Below are 18,386 nucleotides of genomic sequence, written 5' to 3' on the forward strand. Positions count from 1 at the left end.
CACCGTTCCTCCCGACGCTTCAGGCGACGACGCCGGAGCGCCGCTGTCCGCACGCCCGCGGCACCCACGAGCCTGACCACCGAGAAAGGGGGCGGGGAACCCGCCATGGCACTCCACACCGCTCTCGTCTTCCCCGGCATGGGACCCGTCCCGTTCGCCGACGTGGGCAGGTTCATGGTCGCCAGCCCCTACGCCCGCGAACTGGTCGCCGTCGCCGACGAGGCCCTCGGCTACTCCCTCGTGGACGCCTTCCGGCTCTCCGCGGGCGACTACTCCGAGGCCGCCCAGGTCGCGTTCTTCGTGAACTGCCTGGCCTGCGCCCACTGGGCCCGCGACCACCTCGACGTGGAACCCGACGTGGTGGCCGGACCCAGCTTCGGCGAGAAGGCGGCCCTCGCCTACACCGGCGCCCTGGAGCTGCCCGACGCGGTCCGCCTGACCGCGGAGATCGCCCGCTGCCTGGAGGAGTACTTCGCCGAGGAGCACCGGGACATCGTCACCCTGTCCTTCGTACGCGCCCCGCGCGAAGGGCTCGACGCGATCCTCGCCGAACTCGACGAGGCAGGCCAGTGGCACGAGATCTCCTGCCACATCGACGACGGCTTCTACATGATCTCGCTGGCCGAGGACCGCGTGGAGTGGATGGAACAGCGGCTGCGCGCCATCGGCAGCCTGCCGCTCTACACCATGCGCCCGCCCATGCACGCCTCCGCCTTCCGGTCGCTGCGCGACAAGGCGGAACGCGAGGTGGTCTCCCGCTACTCCTTCGCCGACCCCAAGCTGCCCGTGGTCGCCGACCAGGACGGCAGGCTGCTGCACACCGGCGAGGAACTGCGCACCATGCTCCTCGACGGCTTCGACCACCCCATGAAGTGGCCGAGCGTCACCACGGCCCTCAAGGACGCCGGCGTCAGCCGGATGTGCGTCGCCGGACCCGACAGCCTCTTCGGCCGGGTGCCCTGTACGACCCGCCACTTCGACGTCGTCGCCGCACAGCCGCGGCTGGCGATGATCCCGCGGCGCCGCACCCGCGCCGCCGTCTGACCCGCCCTCTCCTTGGAGGCCCCCATGTGGGACGACCAGTTCGAACAGATCATCCGCCCCTTCCTGCCGTTCCTGCCGCCGCAGGAGGAGCTGACGCCGGACGCCGACCTGCTCGACCTCGGCCTGGACTCGCTCGGCACCGTCCAGCTCCTGGGCACCCTGGAGGACGCCTACCAGGTCCGCTTCCGCGACAGCGCGCTGACCATGGACACCTTCCGCACCGGCCGCGTCCTGTGGGACACCGTGCAGAGCATGCTGCACAGCACCGCGAGCTGACGGGGCGGCCACCGTGGATCCCACCATGGACAGCACGCTGTCCGGCCGGTTCGCACGCGGCCTGGCCCTCGCACCCGACCGGCCCGCGCTGCGTGTCGACGGCGTCGAGACCACCTACCGCGAACTGCACGAACGCGCCCTGGTCCTGGCCGGCTCCCTCAGAGCCGGACTGCCCGGCCGGCCGCCCGCCGTGGGCGTGCTGGCCGGCAAGGGACCCACGGCGTACGCCGCCCTGCTGGCCGGCCTCTACAGCGGCGCCACCGTCGTCCCGCTCCAGCCCGCCTTCCCCGCGGCCCGCACCCGGCAGATGATCGAGGCCGCCGGCGTCGGCGCGCTCCTCGCCGACGACGACGCCCTGCCCGCGCTGAGCGCCCTGCACGCCGGCGGCGTCAGCCTGCCGACGCTGTTCGCGCCCGGCGGGCAGCCCATGCCGGCTGTCCCCGTCGATCCGGGCGCGGCCCTGACGGAGCCGATGCCCGCCCGCCCCACGGACGTCGCGTACGTCCTGTTCACGTCCGGCTCCACAGGCCGGCCCAAGGGCGTGCCCGTCACCCACGCCAACACCGCGCACTACTTCCGGCTGCTCGACGAGCGCTACGACTTCGGGCCCGAGGACGTCTTCTCGCAGACCTTCGACCTGAACTTCGACTGCGCGATGTTCGACCTGTTCTGCGCGTGGGGTGCCGGCGCCGCCGTCGTCCCGGTCCCGGCCAGGGCGTACGCGCGCCTCCCGGAGTTCGTCGACGAGCAGGGGATGACCGTCTGGTTCTCCACACCCAGCGCGATCACCCTGGTGCGCCGCACCGGCGGGCTCGGGCCGGGCGCGCTGCCGTCGCTGCGGTGGAGCTTCTTCGCGGGGGAGGCGCTCAGCTGCAAGGACGCCGAGGACTGGGCCGCCGCCGCGGCCGGCTCGACGCTGGAGAACCTCTACGGTCCGACCGAACTCACCATCACCGTCACCGGGCACCGCTGGACGCCGGGCCGGTATCTGAACGACATGGTGCCCATCGGTTCCGTCCACCCCGGCCACCGGACGCTGCTGCTCGACGCCACCGGTACGCCGAGCGACGGGCCCGAGGGCGAACTGTGCATCGCGGGGCCCCAGTTGACACCCGGCTATCTCAACCCGGCGGACGACAACGGGCGGTTCCTGGAGCGGGACGGCCACCGCTTCTACCGCACCGGCGACCGCGTCCGGCGCGCCGACGACGGCGGCTGGCTGTACCTCGGCCGCCAGGACGCCCAGGTCCAGGTGCACGGCATCCGCATCGAACTCGCCGAGGTGGACGCCGCCGCCCGCACCTGCCCGGGCGTCGAGGACGCCGTGTCCGTGGCGGTGCCCGTGGACGGCACGGTGGAGCTGGCCGTCTTCCACACCGGCGAACCCGTGCCGCCGACCCGGCTCGCCCGCCATCTGCGCGAGCTGCTGCCGGCCGCGGTCGTGCCGCGCGCCTACCACCACCTGGACGCCCTCCCGCTCAACTCCAACCGCAAGACCGACCGCAGACAGCTCACCACCCGGGCCACGGCCATGCGCCAGTCCGCCGACGCGGAAGCGGCGGGGACCTCGGAGCGCTCGGGGCAGCCGGCGCACCCCGTGCACTCGGAGCACTCGGAGCATTCGGAGCACTCACGAAAGGCGGCAGACGTCGAAGTGAACGGTCAACCGACACACGGTCAAGCGGCAGCCGGCCGGCCGGCGGACGGTCAACCGGCGGCGCGGGCGGCCCGCACCGACGCCCGGGTGCACGACCTGCTCGACGAGGCCACCGCCGAGCGCCCCGACGCCCCCGCGGTCTCCGACCGATCGGGCCGCTGGACCTACCGCGAACTGACCGCCCACAGCCACGCCGTCGACGCCTGGCTCGAAGGGCGCGGCATCGGCCACGGCGACCGCGTCCTCGTCCAACTGCCCAGCACCCGCGAACTGGTGGCGCTGATGTACGGCGCCGCCCGCCGCGGCGCCGTCCTGGTGCCCGTCAACACCGGCATGAAGGACTACCAGCTGCGGGCGGTCGTCGCCAACGCCGAGCCGTCCCTGATCGTCGTCACCGACCCCGCGGTGGAGCGGATCGCCGCCCTCGCCGACGGCGTGCCCGTCCTCGGACTCGGCGGCATGTGGCAGGCCGTCACCGCGCTGCGGGTGCGGGACGCCCGCTCCGGCGGCGCCGAGATCGGCCCCGACGACATCGCCGTACTCGTCTACACCTCCGGTTCCACCGCCACCCCCAAGGGCGTCATCTGCCCGCACGGCCGGATGGTCTTCGCCACCGAGGCCATCAACCTCGAACTCGGCTACCGCCCCGACGACGTGGTGTTCTGCCGCTTCCCGATCTCCTGGGACTACGGCCTGTACAAGGTGCTGCTCACCGCTGCCGGTCACAGCGAACTCGTCCTCGCCGACGGCGAGTCCGACCTGGTCCTGCTGCGCCGCATCCGTGAGACCGGCGCCACCGTCGTACCGATCGTGCCGTCCCTCGCGGCCATGATCTGCGCCCTCGCCGAACGCGAGCCCAAGCAGGTCTCCCGGGTGCGGATGTTCACCAACACCGGCGCCGCGCTGCCCAAGTCGACCGCCGACGGCCTGCGTTCGGCGTTCCCCGGCGCCGACGTGATCGTCCAGTTCGGCCAGACGGAGTGCAAGCGCGTCTCCGTACTCCCGGCCGCCCAGCAGGACGCCAAGCCCGACTCGGTCGGCCGCCCGCTGCCCGGCACCCGCGCCTTCGTCGTGGACGAGGACGGCAACGCGCTGGAGCCCTGGGAGACCGGCGAGATCGTCGTCGAGGGACCGCACGTCATGCCCGGCTACTGGCGCGCACCCGAGCAGACCGCACGCGCCTTCCGCCCCGCCCCCGACGGCGGACTGCGGCTGCACACCGGCGACTTCGGCCACGTCGACGAGGACGGCTTCCTCTACTACGAGGGCCGCCGCGACGACATGTTCAAGCACAAGGGCGTGCGGATGAGCACCACGGAGATCGAGAGCGCCGCCACCGACATCCCCGGCGTCCGCGCCGCCGCCGTGGTCCCGCCGGCCCCGGGCCGCGACCTCGCGGTGTTCGCCGAGGGCGACATCGACCCGCACGCCCTGCTCAAGGAACTCTCGCTGCGCCTTGAACCCGCCAAGGTGCCCGGGGTGAGCCGCGTCGTGGCCGAGCTGCCGCTGACCCCGCACGGCAAGCACGACCGCAAGCGGCTCGCCCGCCTTCTGGAAGGGAACACCCCGTGACCGCCCCCAACGAGCTCGCCGAGCGCTTCGGCACCCCGTCCTTCGTCTACGACCTGGACCGGGTGGCGCGGGCCCGCGACGACCTGTTCGCCGCGCTGCCCGCCGAGTTCGAGGTGTTCTACGCCGCGAAGGCGAACCCGCACCCCGAGCTGCTGAACGAACTGCGCACCGGCGGCTGCCGTGCCGAGATCAGCTCCGTCGGCGAACTCGACGCCGTCCTCCAGGCCGGCTTCGCCGGCGAGCAGATCCTCTACACCGGCCCCGGCAAGACCACCGAGGAACTCACCGAGGCCCTCACCCGGGGTGTGCGGCTCTTCTCCACCGAGTCCCTCGGCGACCTGCGCCGCGTCGGCGAGACGGCCCTCAGGCTCGGCGTCACCGCCGACTGCCTGATCCGCGTCAACAACGCCACCGGCGCCGCCGCCACCAGCATCCGCATGACCGGCGTGCCCTCGCAGTTCGGCTTCGACAGCGAGACCCTGCCCGACCTCGCCGCCGACCTGCGCGAGGTGCCCGGCACGAACATCGCCGGACTGCACTTCTTCCCGCTGAGCAACGCCAAGGACGAGGCGAGCCTCATCGCCGAGTTCCGCCACACCATCGCCATGGCGGCCGGCCTCCAGAAGGCCCTCGGCGTCACCTTCCGCCTCGTCGACATCGGCGGCGGATTCGCCGCGCCCTACGCGGTCCAGGGCGAACGCCCGGTCTACGGCACCCTGCGCGCCGCCCTCGGCGAGACGCTCGACGAGCACTTCCCCGGCTGGCGCGACGGCGCGCCCCGTATCGCCTGCGAGTCCGGCCGCTACCTGGTCGCCGACAGCGGCACCCTGCTCACCACCGTCGTCAACGTCAAGGACAGCCGCGGCCAGCGCTACCTGGTCCTGGACGCCGGCATCAACACCTTCGGCGGCATGTCCGGCCTCGGGCGCATCATGCCGGTGAACGTCGAGCCCCACGAGTCCGTCGGCACCGACGGCACCCCCGCGAGCCTCGCCGGGCCCCTGTGCACCCCCGGCGACCTGCTGGCCCGCAACGTCTTCCTGCCGTCGGAGGCCGGCGACCTGCTGACCGTGCCCAACGCCGGCTCCTACGGCCCCACGGCCAGCCTCCTGATGTTCCTCGGCAGGCCCGCGCCCGCCGAGGTCGTCGTGCGCGCAGACACCGTCGTCTCCGTCTCCCGCATCCAGCACATACGTACCTACGAACACGGACAGGCCCTGTGATGAGCCCCCTCACTACCACCCCCACCCCCGGCGACCAGCCCGTGATCGTGGCCGGCGGCATCTCCGACTCCCATACCTGGAACCTGGTTTACCTCCAGCTCCTCCTGGAGGAGCACGGCCGCCGCGTCGTCAACCTCGGCCCCTGCGTCCCCGAGGAACTGCTCATCGCGGAGGCACTGGCCCACCGCCCGGCCCTCATCGTGGTCAGCAGCGTCAACGGCCACGGCTACCACGACGGCATGCGGACCGTCACCCGGCTGCGCGAGCACACCGACCTCGCCGACGTGCCCGCCGTCATCGGCGGCAAGCTCGGCATCGCCGGACCCTGCGGCGAGGACGAGGTGGCCGCACTGCGCGCCGCCGGCTACGACGCGGTCTTCGACGACAGCGCCGCGGGCGTCGCCACCTTCGTGCGGATGCTCGACGCGCTGCCGCAGCGGGCCCTGGTGTGACCGGCGTCGGGTTCGGCGCGTTCGTGCGCCGGGCTCACGACGCCGGCCGTCTGGTGGTCCAGCCCCGGATGGGAATGAGCAGCCCGGAACGTATGCGGGCCGGGCTGCTCGCCACCCGCGACACCGCGGCGACCACCGTCGGCACGATCACCCTGGACAGCTACACCCGGGTCGGCGACCTGGAGTCGGCCAAGCTGGCCGTCCTGGAGGACGTCGCCCTCAACGGCTACCCGATCGTGAGCCACGAGAAGGCCACCACCCTGAACGTGCTCGACGGCATCCACGGTCCCGACTTCCCCGTCCAGGTCCGGCACGGCTCGGCCGCGCCGCAGGACATCTTCCGGGCACTGACCGACGTCGGGCTCGACGCCTCCGAGGGCGGACCGGTCTCCTACTGCCTGCCCTACGGGCGGGTCCCGCTGCGGGACTCCGTCGCCCACTGGGCGGAGTCGTGCGAGGTGTTCGCCACCCTGCGCGAACAGGGCGCCGAACCACACCTGGAGACCTTCGGCGGCTGTGTCCTCGGCCAGCTCTGCCCGCCCAGCCTGCTGGTCGCCGTCAGTGTCCTGGAGGCGATTTTCTTCCGCCGCCACGGCATCCGGAGCATTTCCCTGAGTTACGCGCAGCAGACCGACCCGGGCCAGGACGCCGAAGCGGTGGCCGCGCTGCGCACGCTGTGCGCGCGATTTCTGCCGGACACCGAATGGCACGTCGTCATCTACGCGTACATGGGGCTGTTTCCGGAAACCGAGCAGGGCGCCTACCGGCTGCTCGGGAAGGCGGCCGAACTCGCCGTCGTCAGCGGCTCGGAACGGATCATCGTGAAAACCGTCGCGGAATCCCGCCGCATTCCGACGGTGGCCGAGAACGTCGCCGCCCTCGAATACGCGGCATCGGTCGCCGAGCGCACTCCGCGCGCCCCGCTGGAAGGCACCGGCACCCAGACGTACGCCGAGGCGTCGGCGCTGGTCAACGCGGTGCTGGCGCTGGACGACGATCTCGGCAGGGCGATCCTCACGGCATTCGCCGAGGGATGTCTCGACGTTCCCTACTGTCTGCATCCGGACAACGCCGGATTCAGCCGGAGTTATATCGCCGCGGACGGCCGGCTGTGCTGGTCCGACATCGGGAAGATGCCGCTGAACGGTATCGCCGACGTCCGGCCCGCGCAGGCCATCACCTCCGCGGATCTGCTCGATTCCCTGTCCTATGTGCGCCGTTCGTACGACCGGCACGACCCCGAGGACGCGGAGCGCTTCGAACGTGCCCGCCCCTAGGGGTGCTTAAGGGTGTGGCCTTTCCGGGGCCGTCACTACGGTGAGGAAAAAGGTGAGGTAGCCGTGTCGGCCGAAAGTGGAGATGCGTGGATGAACGGGCCCGGATCCGACTCAGCTCTGGCGCGCCGGCTCGCGACGGCCGTGCCGTCCCAGCACCGCAGGCTGGTGACCGAACTCGTGCGCACGGCGGTCGCCGAGGCCATCGATGCGGCCCGCCCGGGCACGGTGGACGTGATCGAGGCGGCCACGCCGTTCGCCGAACTGGGGCTCGACTCGCTCGCCGCGGTCGACCTGCACCGGCGGCTGGTCGAGCGGACCGGCCTGGAGCTGCCGGTCGGCCTCGCCTACGACTGCCCGACCGTCCACGACCTGGCCGCCCGGCTGCTCGCCGAGGTCAGCGGCACAACGGCGGCAGAGCACGTCGACACGCTCGGTGAGTCGTCCGCCGACGAGCCGATCGCCGTCGTCGGCATCGGCTGCCGCTTCCCCGGCGGTGTCTCCTCGCCCGCCGACCTGTGGCGACTGCTCACCGACGGCGGCGAAGTGCTCTCGGGCTTCCCCGAGGACCGCGGCTGGGACCTGGCCGCCCTCTTCGACGAGGACCCCGAGGTCCCCGGCAGCGCGTATGTGCGCAGCGGCGGCTTCCTCGACACGGCCACCGGGTTCGACGCCGAGTTCTTCGGCATCAGCCCGCGCGAGGCGCTCGGTATGGACCCGCAGCAGCGGCTTGTCCTGGAGACGTCCTGGCAGGCCCTGGAGGACGCCAGCATCGACCCGACCGGCCTGCGCGGCAGCGCCGCCGGCATGTTCTTCGGCGCCGAGGTCCAGGAGTACGGGCCGCGTCTGCACGACGCCCCCGACGGCATGGACGCCTACCTGCTCGCCGGGAACGCCTCCAGCGTCATCTCCGGCCGGGTCGCCTACGTGCTGGGCGCCGAGGGACCGGCGGTCACCGTCGACACCGCCTGCTCCGCCTCCCTCGTCGCCGTGCACCTCGCGTGCCGTTCGCTGCGCCAGGGCGAGTCGTCGCTGGCGCTCGCGGGCGGCGTCGCCGTCATGGGCGGACCCGGTGTGTTCACCGCCTTCAGCCGCCAGCGGGGCCTCGCGCCCGACGGCCGCTGCAAGGCCTTCGCGGACGCCGCCGACGGCACCGGATTCGCCGAGGGCGTCGGCGTGCTGGTCCTGGAGCGGCTGAGCGAGGCCCGCCGCAACGGCCACCGGGTGCTGGCCGTCGTCCGCGGCTCCGCCGTCAACCAGGACGGCGCCTCCAACGGACTGACCGCGCCCAACGGCATGTCCCAGCAGCGGCTGATCCGCCGCGCCCTGACCGACGCCGGGCTCACCGCGGCCGACGTCGACGTGGTCGAGGCGCACGGCACCGGCACCCGGCTCGGCGACCCGATCGAGGCCACCGCACTGCTCGCCACCTACGGTCAGGGCCGGCCCGCCGACGCGCCCCTGCTGCTCGGCTCGGTGAAGTCCAACCTCGGGCACACCCAGGCCGCCGCCGGTGTCGCCGGCATGATCAAGACGATCCTCGCCATGGAGCACGGCCAGGTCCCGGCGACCCTGCACGTCGACACACCCACCGCGCACGTCAACTGGGCGTCCGGGGCCGTGGAACTCGTCACCGAGCAGCGTCCGTGGCCGCACAGCGACCGGGTGCGCCGCGCGGGCGTGTCGTCGTTCGGCGTCAGCGGCACCAACGCGCACATCATCCTGGAACAGCCGGAGCCCGAGTTCACCGAGGACACCGAGGGCTCCAAGGGCGCCGAGGGCTCCGAGGGCTCCGAGGGCTCCGAGGGTGACGCCCGTCCCGTCCCGTCCGCCGGCACACCGCTGCCCTTCGCCCTCTCCGCCCGGGGCGAGGCCGCGCTGCGGGCCCGCGCGGCCGACCTGCTGCCCCTCGTCGACGCGGTGGAACCGCTCGACCTCGCGCACTCCCTGGCCACCACGCGGGCCGCCCTGTCCGACCGGGCCGTCCTCGTCGCCGCCGACCGCGACGAACTCCGCACCGCACTGCGAGAGTTGGCCGACGGCACCACACCGACGAGCGGGCGGGCCGACGGCGAACTGGCCTTCCTCTTCACCGGCCAGGGCAGCCAGCGCGTCGGCATGGGCCGCGAACTCGCCGCCGCCCACCCCGTGTTCGACGACGCCCTCGAAGACGCCTGCGCGCACTTCGACCTCCAGCTCGCGCGTCCGCTGAAGGAGATCCTGTTCGCCGAGCCCGGCACCCCCGACGCCGAGCTGCTGCACCGCACCGAGTACGCGCAGCCCGCCCTGTTCGCCGTCGAGGTCGCCCTCTTCCGGCTCCTGGAGAGCTGGGGCCTCACCCCGGACCAGCTCGCCGGCCACTCCGTCGGCGAGATCGCCGCCGCACACGTCGCCGGTGTCCTCACCCTCCAGGACGCCACGATCCTGGTCGCCGCCCGCGGCCGGCTCATGCAGCGACTGCCCGGGGGCGGCGCCATGGTCGCCGTACGCGCCACCGAGGACGAGGTGACACCGCTGCTCACCCCGGCCACCGGCATCGCCGCCGTCAACGGGCCCGCCGCCGTGGTGATTTCGGGCGACGCGGCCGACGTGGAGTCCATCGCCGCCGAGCTCGCCGCCCGCGGCCACGACACCAAGCGCCTGCGCGTCAGCCACGCCTTCCACTCGCCGCTCATGGAACCGATGCTCGACGACTTCCGCCGCGTGGCCCACGTCCTCGACTACGCACAGCCGAAGCTCCCGGTCGTGTCGACCGTCACCGGCGAGTCCGTCACCGACGAACTGTGCGACCCCGAGTACTGGGTCGAGCACGTCCGCGCCCGCGTCCGCTTCCACGACGCCGTCCGGAACCTCGCCGACGGGGGAGTCCGTACGTTCCTGGAGATCGGCCCCGACGCGGTGCTCTCCGCCATGGGCCCCGACTCCGTCGACGCGCCCGGCGCCGCCTTCCTGCCGGTGCTGCGCCGCGACCGGCCCGAGCCCCGCGAGGCCGTCGGCGCGCTCGCCGCCGCCCACGCGAGGGGCGTCCCCGTCGACTGGCGCCGCCACTTCTCGGCGCTCGGCGGACACCGCGTCGACGTGCCCCACTACCCCTTCCAGCGGCGCCGGTTCTGGCTGGAGCAGAGCACCGCCGTCAACGCCGCAGGCCTCGGCCAGCTCCCCGCCGGGCACCCGCTGCTCGCGGCCGTGGTCGCCGTCGGCGCCGAAGGAGTCGTCCTCACCGGGCGGCTGTCCACCCGGGCCCAGCCCTGGCTCGCCGACCACGTCATTGCCGGACGGATCCTGTTCCCCGGCACCGCCTTCGTCGAACTCGCCCTGCGCGCGGGCGACCACGTCGGCGCGGTCACCCTGGAGGAGCTGACCCACGGCGCCCCGCTCGTGCTGCGCGCCGACGACGACGTCGCCGTCCAGGTCGCCGTCGGCGAACCCGACGACACCGGGCGCCGTACGGTCACCGTCCACACCCGTGCCGACGACGCGGCCCCCTGGACCCAGCACGCCACCGGCGTCCTCACCACCACGGCCGCCGCAGCGACCGCCGACCTGAGCGTGTGGCCCCCGAAGGACGCCGAGCCCCTCGACACCTCCGGTGTCTACACCGATCTCGCCGACCAGGGCTACGGCTACGGCCCCGCCTTCCAGGGGCTGCGGGCCGCCTGGCGGCACGGCGACGACGTCTACGCCGAGGTCGCCCTGCCCGAGGAAACCGCCGCGGAAGCCCGCGACTTCGGCCTCCACCCGGCGCTCCTGGACGCCGCCCTGCACGCCGCCGACCTCGACGCGCCGCCCCGCGACGAGGTACTGGTGCCGTTCGCCTGGACCGGCGTCACCCTGCACGCCACCGGCGCCCCGGCCGTCCGCGTCCGGATCACCCGCGCCGGCGGCGACACCATCGCCCTGCACCTCGCCGACGCCACCGGCGCCCCGGTCGCCGACATCGAGGGCCTGACCTCCCGCCCCGTACCGGACGCGGACGTCCTGCACTCCGTGCGGTGGACGCCGTACCCACGCCCCGGGACGGACACCACGGCCCCGCCGCGGATCGTCCCCCTGGAAGGCCCGGTCGACGACCTGTTCGACGGTCCCGCCCCGGACGCCGTGGTGCACCGCGTCCCCGGCCCGGTCGACGCCGACGCCACCGTGGCCCGCGGCCTCGTCCACCAGGTGCTGCGGCTGCTGCGCACCTGGCAGACCGACGAACGCCTCACCGGCACCCGGCTCGTCGTCGTCACCCCGCCCGACAGCCCGGCCCACGCCGCCGTACGCGGGCTGGTCCGCTCCGCGCAGGCGGAGAACCCCGGCCGGTACGTCCTCGTCGAGCACGCGGCGCGGCCCGACGACACCGACCTGCGCGCGGTCCTCGCCACCGGCGAGCCCGAGGTCACCCTCACCGACGGCCGGTTCGACGTACCCCGGCTGACCGTGCGGCCCACCGGAGACCCCGCGCCCGCCGCCGACTGGGGCACCGTCCTCGTCACCGGCGGCACCGGCGGACTCGGCGCGCTCGTTGCCCGTCACCTCGTCCACACCCACGGCGTACGCGACCTGCTGCTCGTCGGAAGGCGCGGCACCGCGCCCGAACTCGCCGCCGAACTCGCCGAGTCGGGCGCCCGGGTGACCGTGGCCGCGTGTGACGTCGGCGACCGCGAGGCACTGCGCCGGCTGCTCCAGGAGCACCCCGTCGACTCCGTCGTGCACGCCGCGGGCACCGTCCGCGACGGCATCGTGGACACCCTCACCGACGAGATGGTCGACGAGGTGTTCCGGGCCAAGGCGCAGGGCGCCTGGCATCTGCACGAGCTGACCCGCGACCGCGGCCTCACCCGGTTCGTGCTGTTCTCGTCCCTCGCCGCCGTCCTCGACGGACCCGGCCAGGGCAACTACGCCGCCGCCAACGCCTACCTCGACGCCCTCGCCGAGCACCGCGCCACCCTCGGCCTGCCCGCCACCGCTCTCGCCTGGGGCCTGTGGGACACCAGCAGCGGTATGGGCGCGGCGCTCGACGCGCCGGCCCGCGAACGCATCGCCGCCTACGGCCTGCCGGGCCTGACCGCCGCCCGTTCCCTGGAACTGTTCGACGTCGCCCTGCGCACCACCGCACCCCGCCTCGTCCCGGTCGAGGTCGACGCCGCCGCCGTACGCCGCCGCCCCGACGGCATACCGCCGCTGCTGTCCGGCCTCGTCCGCCCCGTCACCCGGCGCGCCACGGCGAACACCGCGCCCGCCGCCACCGACGGCGGACTGGCCGCGCTGCCCGCCGCCGACCGCGACCGCGCCCTGCTGGAGCTCGTACGGACCGAGGTCGCCGCCGTCCTGCGGCACGACGGACCGTCCGCGATCGACCCCGGCCGCGCCTTCACCGACCTCGGCTTCGACTCCCTCGCCGCCGTGGAACTGCGCAACCGGCTCAACACCACCACCGGCCTGCGCCTGCCCGCGACCCTCGTCTTCGACCACCCCACCTCGCGCGTCCTCGCCGACCACATCCGCGACACCCTCTTCGGCACCGCGGCGCCGGAGAGCGCGGCGGTCGCCACCCGCACCGCCACCGACGACGACCCGATCGTCATCGTCGGCATGAGCTGCCGCTACCCCGGCGGGGTCCGCTCCCCGGAGGACCTCTGGCGGCTCGTCGCCGACGGCGTCGACGCGGTCGGCGACTTCCCGGCCGACCGCGGCTGGGACACCGACGCCCTCTACGACCCCGAGCCCGGCACGCCCGGCCGCACCTACACCCGCGAGGGCGCCTTCCTGTACGACGCGGCCGAGTTCGACCCCGGCTTCTTCGGCATCAGCCCCCGCGAGGCCACCGCCATGGACCCGCAGCAGCGGCTGCTGCTCGAAGTGTCCTGGGAGGCCCTGGAGCGCTCCGCGATCGACCCGCACCGGCTGCGCGGCTCCCGCACGGGCGTCTTCGCGGGCGTCATGTACCACGACTACGGCACCTGGCTCGCCGACGTCCCCGAGGACCTCGCCGCCTACCTCGGCAACGGCAGCCTCGGCAGTGTCGTCTCCGGCCGGGTCGCCTACGCCCTCGGCCTGGAGGGACCGGCGGTCACCGTCGACACCGCCTGCTCCTCCTCCCTGGTCACCCTGCACCTCGCCGCCCAGGCGCTGCGGCAGGGCGAGTGCGACCTCGCGCTCGTCGGCGGGGTCACCGTGATGTCGACGCCGGACACCTTCGTCGACTTCGCCCGCCAGCGCGGCCTCGCCGCCGACGGCCGCTGCAAGTCCTTCGCCGCCGCGGCCGACGGCACCGGGTGGGGCGAGGGCGCCGGCATGGTCGTCGTCGAGCGGCTCTCCGACGCCCGCCGCAACGGCCACCACGTGCTCGCCGTGCTCCGCGGCTCCGCCGTCAACTCCGACGGCGCCTCCAACGGCCTCACCGCCCCCAACGGACCGTCCCAACAGCGCGTCATCCGGGCCGCGTTGAACGCCGCCGGACTGGCCCCGGCCGACGTCGACGCCGTCGAGGCGCACGGCACCGGCACCACCCTCGGTGACCCCATCGAGGCCCAGGCCCTGCTCGCCGCCTACGGCCAGGACCGGGAAGAGCCCCTGTGGCTGGGCTCGGTGAAGTCCAACATGGGCCACACCCAGGCCGCCGCCGGAGTCGCCGGCGTCATCAAGATGGTGATGGCGATGCGGCACGGCACCCTGCCCAAGACGCTGCACGTCGACGCCCCCTCCGACCAGGTCGACTGGGAGGCCGGCGCCGTCCGGCTGCTCACCGAACAGCGCCCCTGGCGGACACCGGACCGCCCGCGCCGCGCCGCCGTCTCCTCGTTCGGGATCAGCGGCACCAACGCCCATGTGATCCTTGAGGAGTTCACCGCGCCCGAGCCGCCGGAGGCGGACCCCGCCACCGCCCCGCCGGTGCTCGCCCTCCCCGTCGCCGCCCGGTCGCCCGAGGCCCTGCGCGGCCAGGCCCGCCGCCTGCTCGACCTCACCGGCACCACCCCCGCCGACCTCGGTCTGGCCCTCGCCACCACCCGCGGCAACCACACCCACCGGGCCGTGCTCCTCGCCACCGGCGACGAACAGGCCGCAGCCGCCCTGGACGCCCTGTCCCGCGGCGCCGACGCACCCGGACTGCTCGTCACCGGCTCCGCCACCGACGGCTCCCTCGCCTACCTCTTCTCCGGCCAGGGCGCCCAGCGACCCGGCATGGGCCGCGACTGGTACGACGCCTTCCCCGTCTACGCCGACCACTTCGACAAGGCCGCCGCGCTCTTCGACAAACACCTCGAACGGCCCCTGGCCGAGGTCGTGTTCGGCGAGGACGCCGAAGTCCTGGAACAGACCGCCTACACCCAGGCCGCCCTGTTCACCACCCAGGTCGCCCTCTACCGGCTCCTGGAGTCCTTCGGGCTGCGCCCCGACTGGCTCGCCGGGCACTCCGTCGGCGAGTTCGCCGCCGCCCATGCCGCGGGCGTGTGGTCGCTCCAGGACGCCGTCACCGCGGTCGCCGCCCGGGGCCGGCTCATGCAGGCACTGCCCGAGGGCGGCGCCATGATCGCCGTACAGGCAGCCGAGGACGAGGTGACACCGCTGCTGGACGAGCGGTGCGGGATCGCCGCCGTCAACGGCCCCCGCGCGGTCGTCGTCTCCGGCGACGAGGACGCCGTCACCGCCGTCGCCGCCCATTTCAGGACCACACGCAGACTGCGCGTCTCGCACGCCTTCCACTCGCCGCGCATGGCACCCATGCTCGGCGACTTCGAGGCGGTCATGAACGGCATCGTGGCCGCCGAACCGACCGTACCGATCGTCTCCACCCTCACCGGCGACCCGGCCACCGCGGCCGAACTCGGCTCCGCCGACTACTGGGTACGGCACGTGCGCGGGACCGTGCGCTTCGCCGACGCCGTCGCCACCCTGGCCGCCAAGGGCGCCGACACCTTCCTCGAACTCGGCGCCGCGCCCGCCCTCACCGCCATGGGCCCCGACTGCCTGCCCGACGCCGACGACACCGCGTTCGTCTCCACCGCCCGCAAGGACACCGCCCAGCTGCCCGGTCTGCTCGCCGCCCTGGCCGCCGTACACACCCGCGGCTCGGACGTCGACTGGGCCGTGCTGTACGAGACCTACCCGGGCCGCCCGGTCGAGCTGCCGACCTACGCCTTCGACCACCAGCGGTACTGGCTGCCCACGCCCGCGGTCGCCGTCGGCGACGCCGAGGGCCACGGGCTCGCCGCCACCGACCACCCCCTGGTCAGCGCCCGACTGGACCTGCCCGGAGACGCCGGCGTGCTGCTCACCGGCCGGATCTCCACCGCCACCCACCCGGTCCTCGCCGAGCACGCCGTCCTCGGCACGGTCCTGGTGCCCGGCGCCGCCCTGGTCGACCTCGCCCTGTACGCCGGCCGCCTCACCGGCCGCCCGGCCGTCGAGGAACTCACCCTCCAGGCCCCGCTGGTGCTGCCCGCCGACACCGCCGTACGCATCCAGGTCGCCACCGGCCCCGACGGCACCGTCGAGATCCACTCGCGCGCCGAGCACGCCCCCGCGGACGAGGGCTGGACGCGGCACGCCACCGGCACCCTCACCGACTCCGCGGTCGCGCCCCCGACCGCGGCCGGCGCCTGGCCACCGCCGGGCGCCACCCCGCTCGACGTCACCGGCCTCTACCCGCGGATGCACACCGAGGGCTACGACTACGGCCCCGTCTTCCGCGGTGTACGCGCCGCCTGGCGGCACGGCGACACCCTCCTCGCCGAGGTCGAACTGCCCGACGGGGCACGGCAGGACGCCGCCCGGCACCCCCTGCACCCGGCGCTGCTGGACTCCGCCCTGCACACCACGTCCCTCCTCGACACCGGCTCCGGCGAACCGTCCGAAGGGGTCCAACTGCCCTTCGCCTGGACCGGGGTCTCGCTGCACGCCCAGGGCGCCCTCACCGCCCGGGTCCGCGTCACCCCCGGCGCCGACGGCACCCGGATCGAACTCGCCGACACCGACGGCAACCCCCTCGCCACCGTCGAGTCCTACGTCACCCGGCCCGTCGGCGCCGACCGGCTCACCCGGCAGCAGCGCCACCTCTACACCGTCGTCGACGAGGCGCTGCCCGAGGCCGCCGGACGGCCCGACCGGCACACCTGGGCCGTCCTCGGCGGCAACGACCTCGGCCTCGGCGCCCCGCTGCACACCGGCCTCGACGCACTCGGCGCCACCGTGCCCGACGTGGTGATCCTGCCCGTCACCGCGCCGCACGCCGAGGGCGACCAGGTGCCCGCCGCCGTACGGACCGCCCTGGACGGCACACTGGAGACCCTCAAGGCCTGGTCGACGCAGGCCCGGTACGCCGGATCGACCCTCGTCGTCCTCACCGGGGGCTCGCTCGCCGACGCCGCCGTGCACGGACTGGTGCGCGCCGCGCAGGCCGAGGACCCCGGCCACATCGTCCTCGTCGGCCGGACCGCACCGGACGCGCCCGTCCCGGACCGGGCCGCGCTGGCCGCCCTGCTCGACTCCGCGGAGCCGGAGGCCCGCTGGCGCGACGGCCGGGCGCACGTGCCGCGTCTGGTACGCGCCGAGGAGCCCGGCTCCACCGCGCGGGACTGGGGCACCGTCCTCGTCACCGGCGGCACCGGCGGCCTCGGCGCGCTCGTCGCCCGCCATCTCGTCACCCGGTACGGCGTGCACCGCCTGGTGCTGACCAGCCGCCGCGGACCTGACGCGCCCGGCGCCGACCGACTCCGCACCGAGCTCAAGGAGTTGGGCGCGGACGCCGAGATCATCGCCTGCGACGTCGCCGACCGGGCCGCGCTCGCCGCGCTGCTCGCCGAGCACCCCGTCGACAGCGTCGTGCACACCGCCGGTGTCCTCGACGACGGTCTCGTCACCTCGCTGACCCCGGCCCGCCTGGACACCGTGCTGCGGCCCAAGGCGGACGCCGCCTGGCACCTGCACGAACTCACCCTCGACCGGCCCCTCGCCCACTTCGTGCTGTTCTCCTCGGCGGCCGGCACCATCGACGCCTCCGGACAGGGCAACTACGCCGCCGCCAACGTCTTCCTCGACACCCTGGCCGCCCACCGCGCCGACCTGGGCCTGCCCGCCACCTCCCTCGCCTGGGGCCTGTGGTCCGGCGGCGGTATGGGCGCCGCCCTCGACGCGGCCGAGGTCCAGCGCATCGAACGCTCCGGCATCGGCGCACTCGACCCGGACGAGGGCTTCGACCTGTTCGACGCCGCCGTGGCCTCCGGCAGCCCCGCCCTGGTCCCCGTACGCCTGGACACCGCGGCCCTGCGCCGCCGCGGCGACGACCTCCCGGCCGTGCTGCGCACCCTGGCCGGTGTCACGGCCCGGGCCGGCGTCGCCGAGCGGGCCCGCACCCTCGGCGAGCAGCTCGCCGAACTGCCCGCCGCCGACCACGAACACACCGTCCTCGAAGCGGTCCGCACCGAGGTCGCCGCCGTCCTCGGCCACGCCGGACCCGCCGCCGTAGAACCCCGCCGCGCCTTCACCGAGCTGGGCTTCGACTCACTCGCCGCCGTCGAACTGCGCAACCGCCTCAACGCCGTCAGCGGGCTCAAACTGCCGTCCACCCTGATCTTCGACTACGCCACCCCGGCGGCCCTCGCCGCCCACCTCCTCGAAAGGCTCCTCCCCGACCCCGCGGACGCCCCGGACACCGTGCCCGCCGCCGACGCGCACGGCGACGACGAGATGCGCACCCTGATCTCCCGCATCCCCGTCGACCGCATCCGCGCCGCCGGACTCCTCGACAGTCTGCTGAAGCTGTCCGAGCCGGCCCCGGCACCCGAACCGGCCGAGCGGGTCGTGGACATCAAGTCCATGGCCGTGGCCGACCTCGTGCGCGCCGCACTCGACCGCAGCGGCACCCAGTGACCCAGCCCCGGTGCCCGGCCACGCGCCGCGTCGG

Annotated in this window: 7 protein-coding genes and 1 pseudogene; all 8 read left to right on the forward strand. The window is 74.2% G+C overall.

Translation table 11 applies throughout. The annotated features are described in order from the left end of the window. Positions 1 to 105 precede the first annotated feature (105 nt). The 8 genes and pseudogenes from ACIQAC_RS18850 (at position 106) to ACIQAC_RS18885 (ending at position 18,352) form a co-directional block, all read left to right on the forward strand. Complete coding sequence (locus ACIQAC_RS18850; RefSeq protein ID WP_402192415.1) at positions 106 to 1,044, forward strand: ACP S-malonyltransferase; 939 nt, start codon at positions 106 to 108, stop codon at positions 1,042 to 1,044. A gap of 24 nt (positions 1,045 to 1,068) precedes the next feature. Beyond that, entirely contained in the window at positions 1,069 to 1,320 is a 252-nt protein-coding gene (locus ACIQAC_RS18855; RefSeq protein ID WP_402192417.1) for a phosphopantetheine-binding protein, read from the forward strand. A 25-nt stretch (positions 1,321 to 1,345) separates the two neighbouring features. Continuing rightward, a pseudogene (locus ACIQAC_RS18860) lies at positions 1,346 to 2,635 on the forward strand (amino acid adenylation domain-containing protein); the annotation flags it as partial. Between the two features lie 429 nt (positions 2,636 to 3,064). Continuing rightward, complete coding sequence (locus ACIQAC_RS18865; protein WP_402192686.1) at positions 3,065 to 4,549, forward strand: AMP-binding protein; 1,485 nt, start codon at positions 3,065 to 3,067, stop codon at positions 4,547 to 4,549. Next, entirely contained in the window at positions 4,546 to 5,772 is a 1,227-nt protein-coding gene (locus ACIQAC_RS18870; RefSeq protein WP_402192419.1) for a type III PLP-dependent enzyme, read from the forward strand. The genes ACIQAC_RS18865 and ACIQAC_RS18870 overlap by 4 nt, the downstream gene beginning before the upstream one ends. Continuing rightward, complete coding sequence (locus tag ACIQAC_RS18875) at positions 5,772 to 6,224, forward strand: cobalamin B12-binding domain-containing protein (RefSeq protein WP_402192422.1); 453 nt, start codon at positions 5,772 to 5,774, stop codon at positions 6,222 to 6,224. The genes ACIQAC_RS18870 and ACIQAC_RS18875 overlap by 1 nt, the downstream gene beginning before the upstream one ends. Continuing rightward, entirely contained in the window at positions 6,221 to 7,501 is a 1,281-nt protein-coding gene (locus ACIQAC_RS18880) for a methylaspartate mutase (protein ID WP_402192424.1), read from the forward strand. The genes ACIQAC_RS18875 and ACIQAC_RS18880 overlap by 4 nt, the downstream gene beginning before the upstream one ends. 90 nt (positions 7,502 to 7,591) lie before the next feature. Continuing rightward, the gene (locus ACIQAC_RS18885) at positions 7,592 to 18,352 is read left to right on the forward strand and encodes an SDR family NAD(P)-dependent oxidoreductase (RefSeq protein ID WP_402192425.1); all 10,761 of its coding nucleotides are present in this window, start codon (positions 7,592 to 7,594) and stop codon (positions 18,350 to 18,352) included. Positions 18,353 to 18,386 lie beyond the last annotated feature (34 nt).

Source organism: Streptomyces sp. NPDC088387, from assembly GCF_044753385.1.
Taxonomy (GTDB): Bacteria; Actinomycetota; Actinomycetes; order Streptomycetales; family Streptomycetaceae; genus Streptomyces.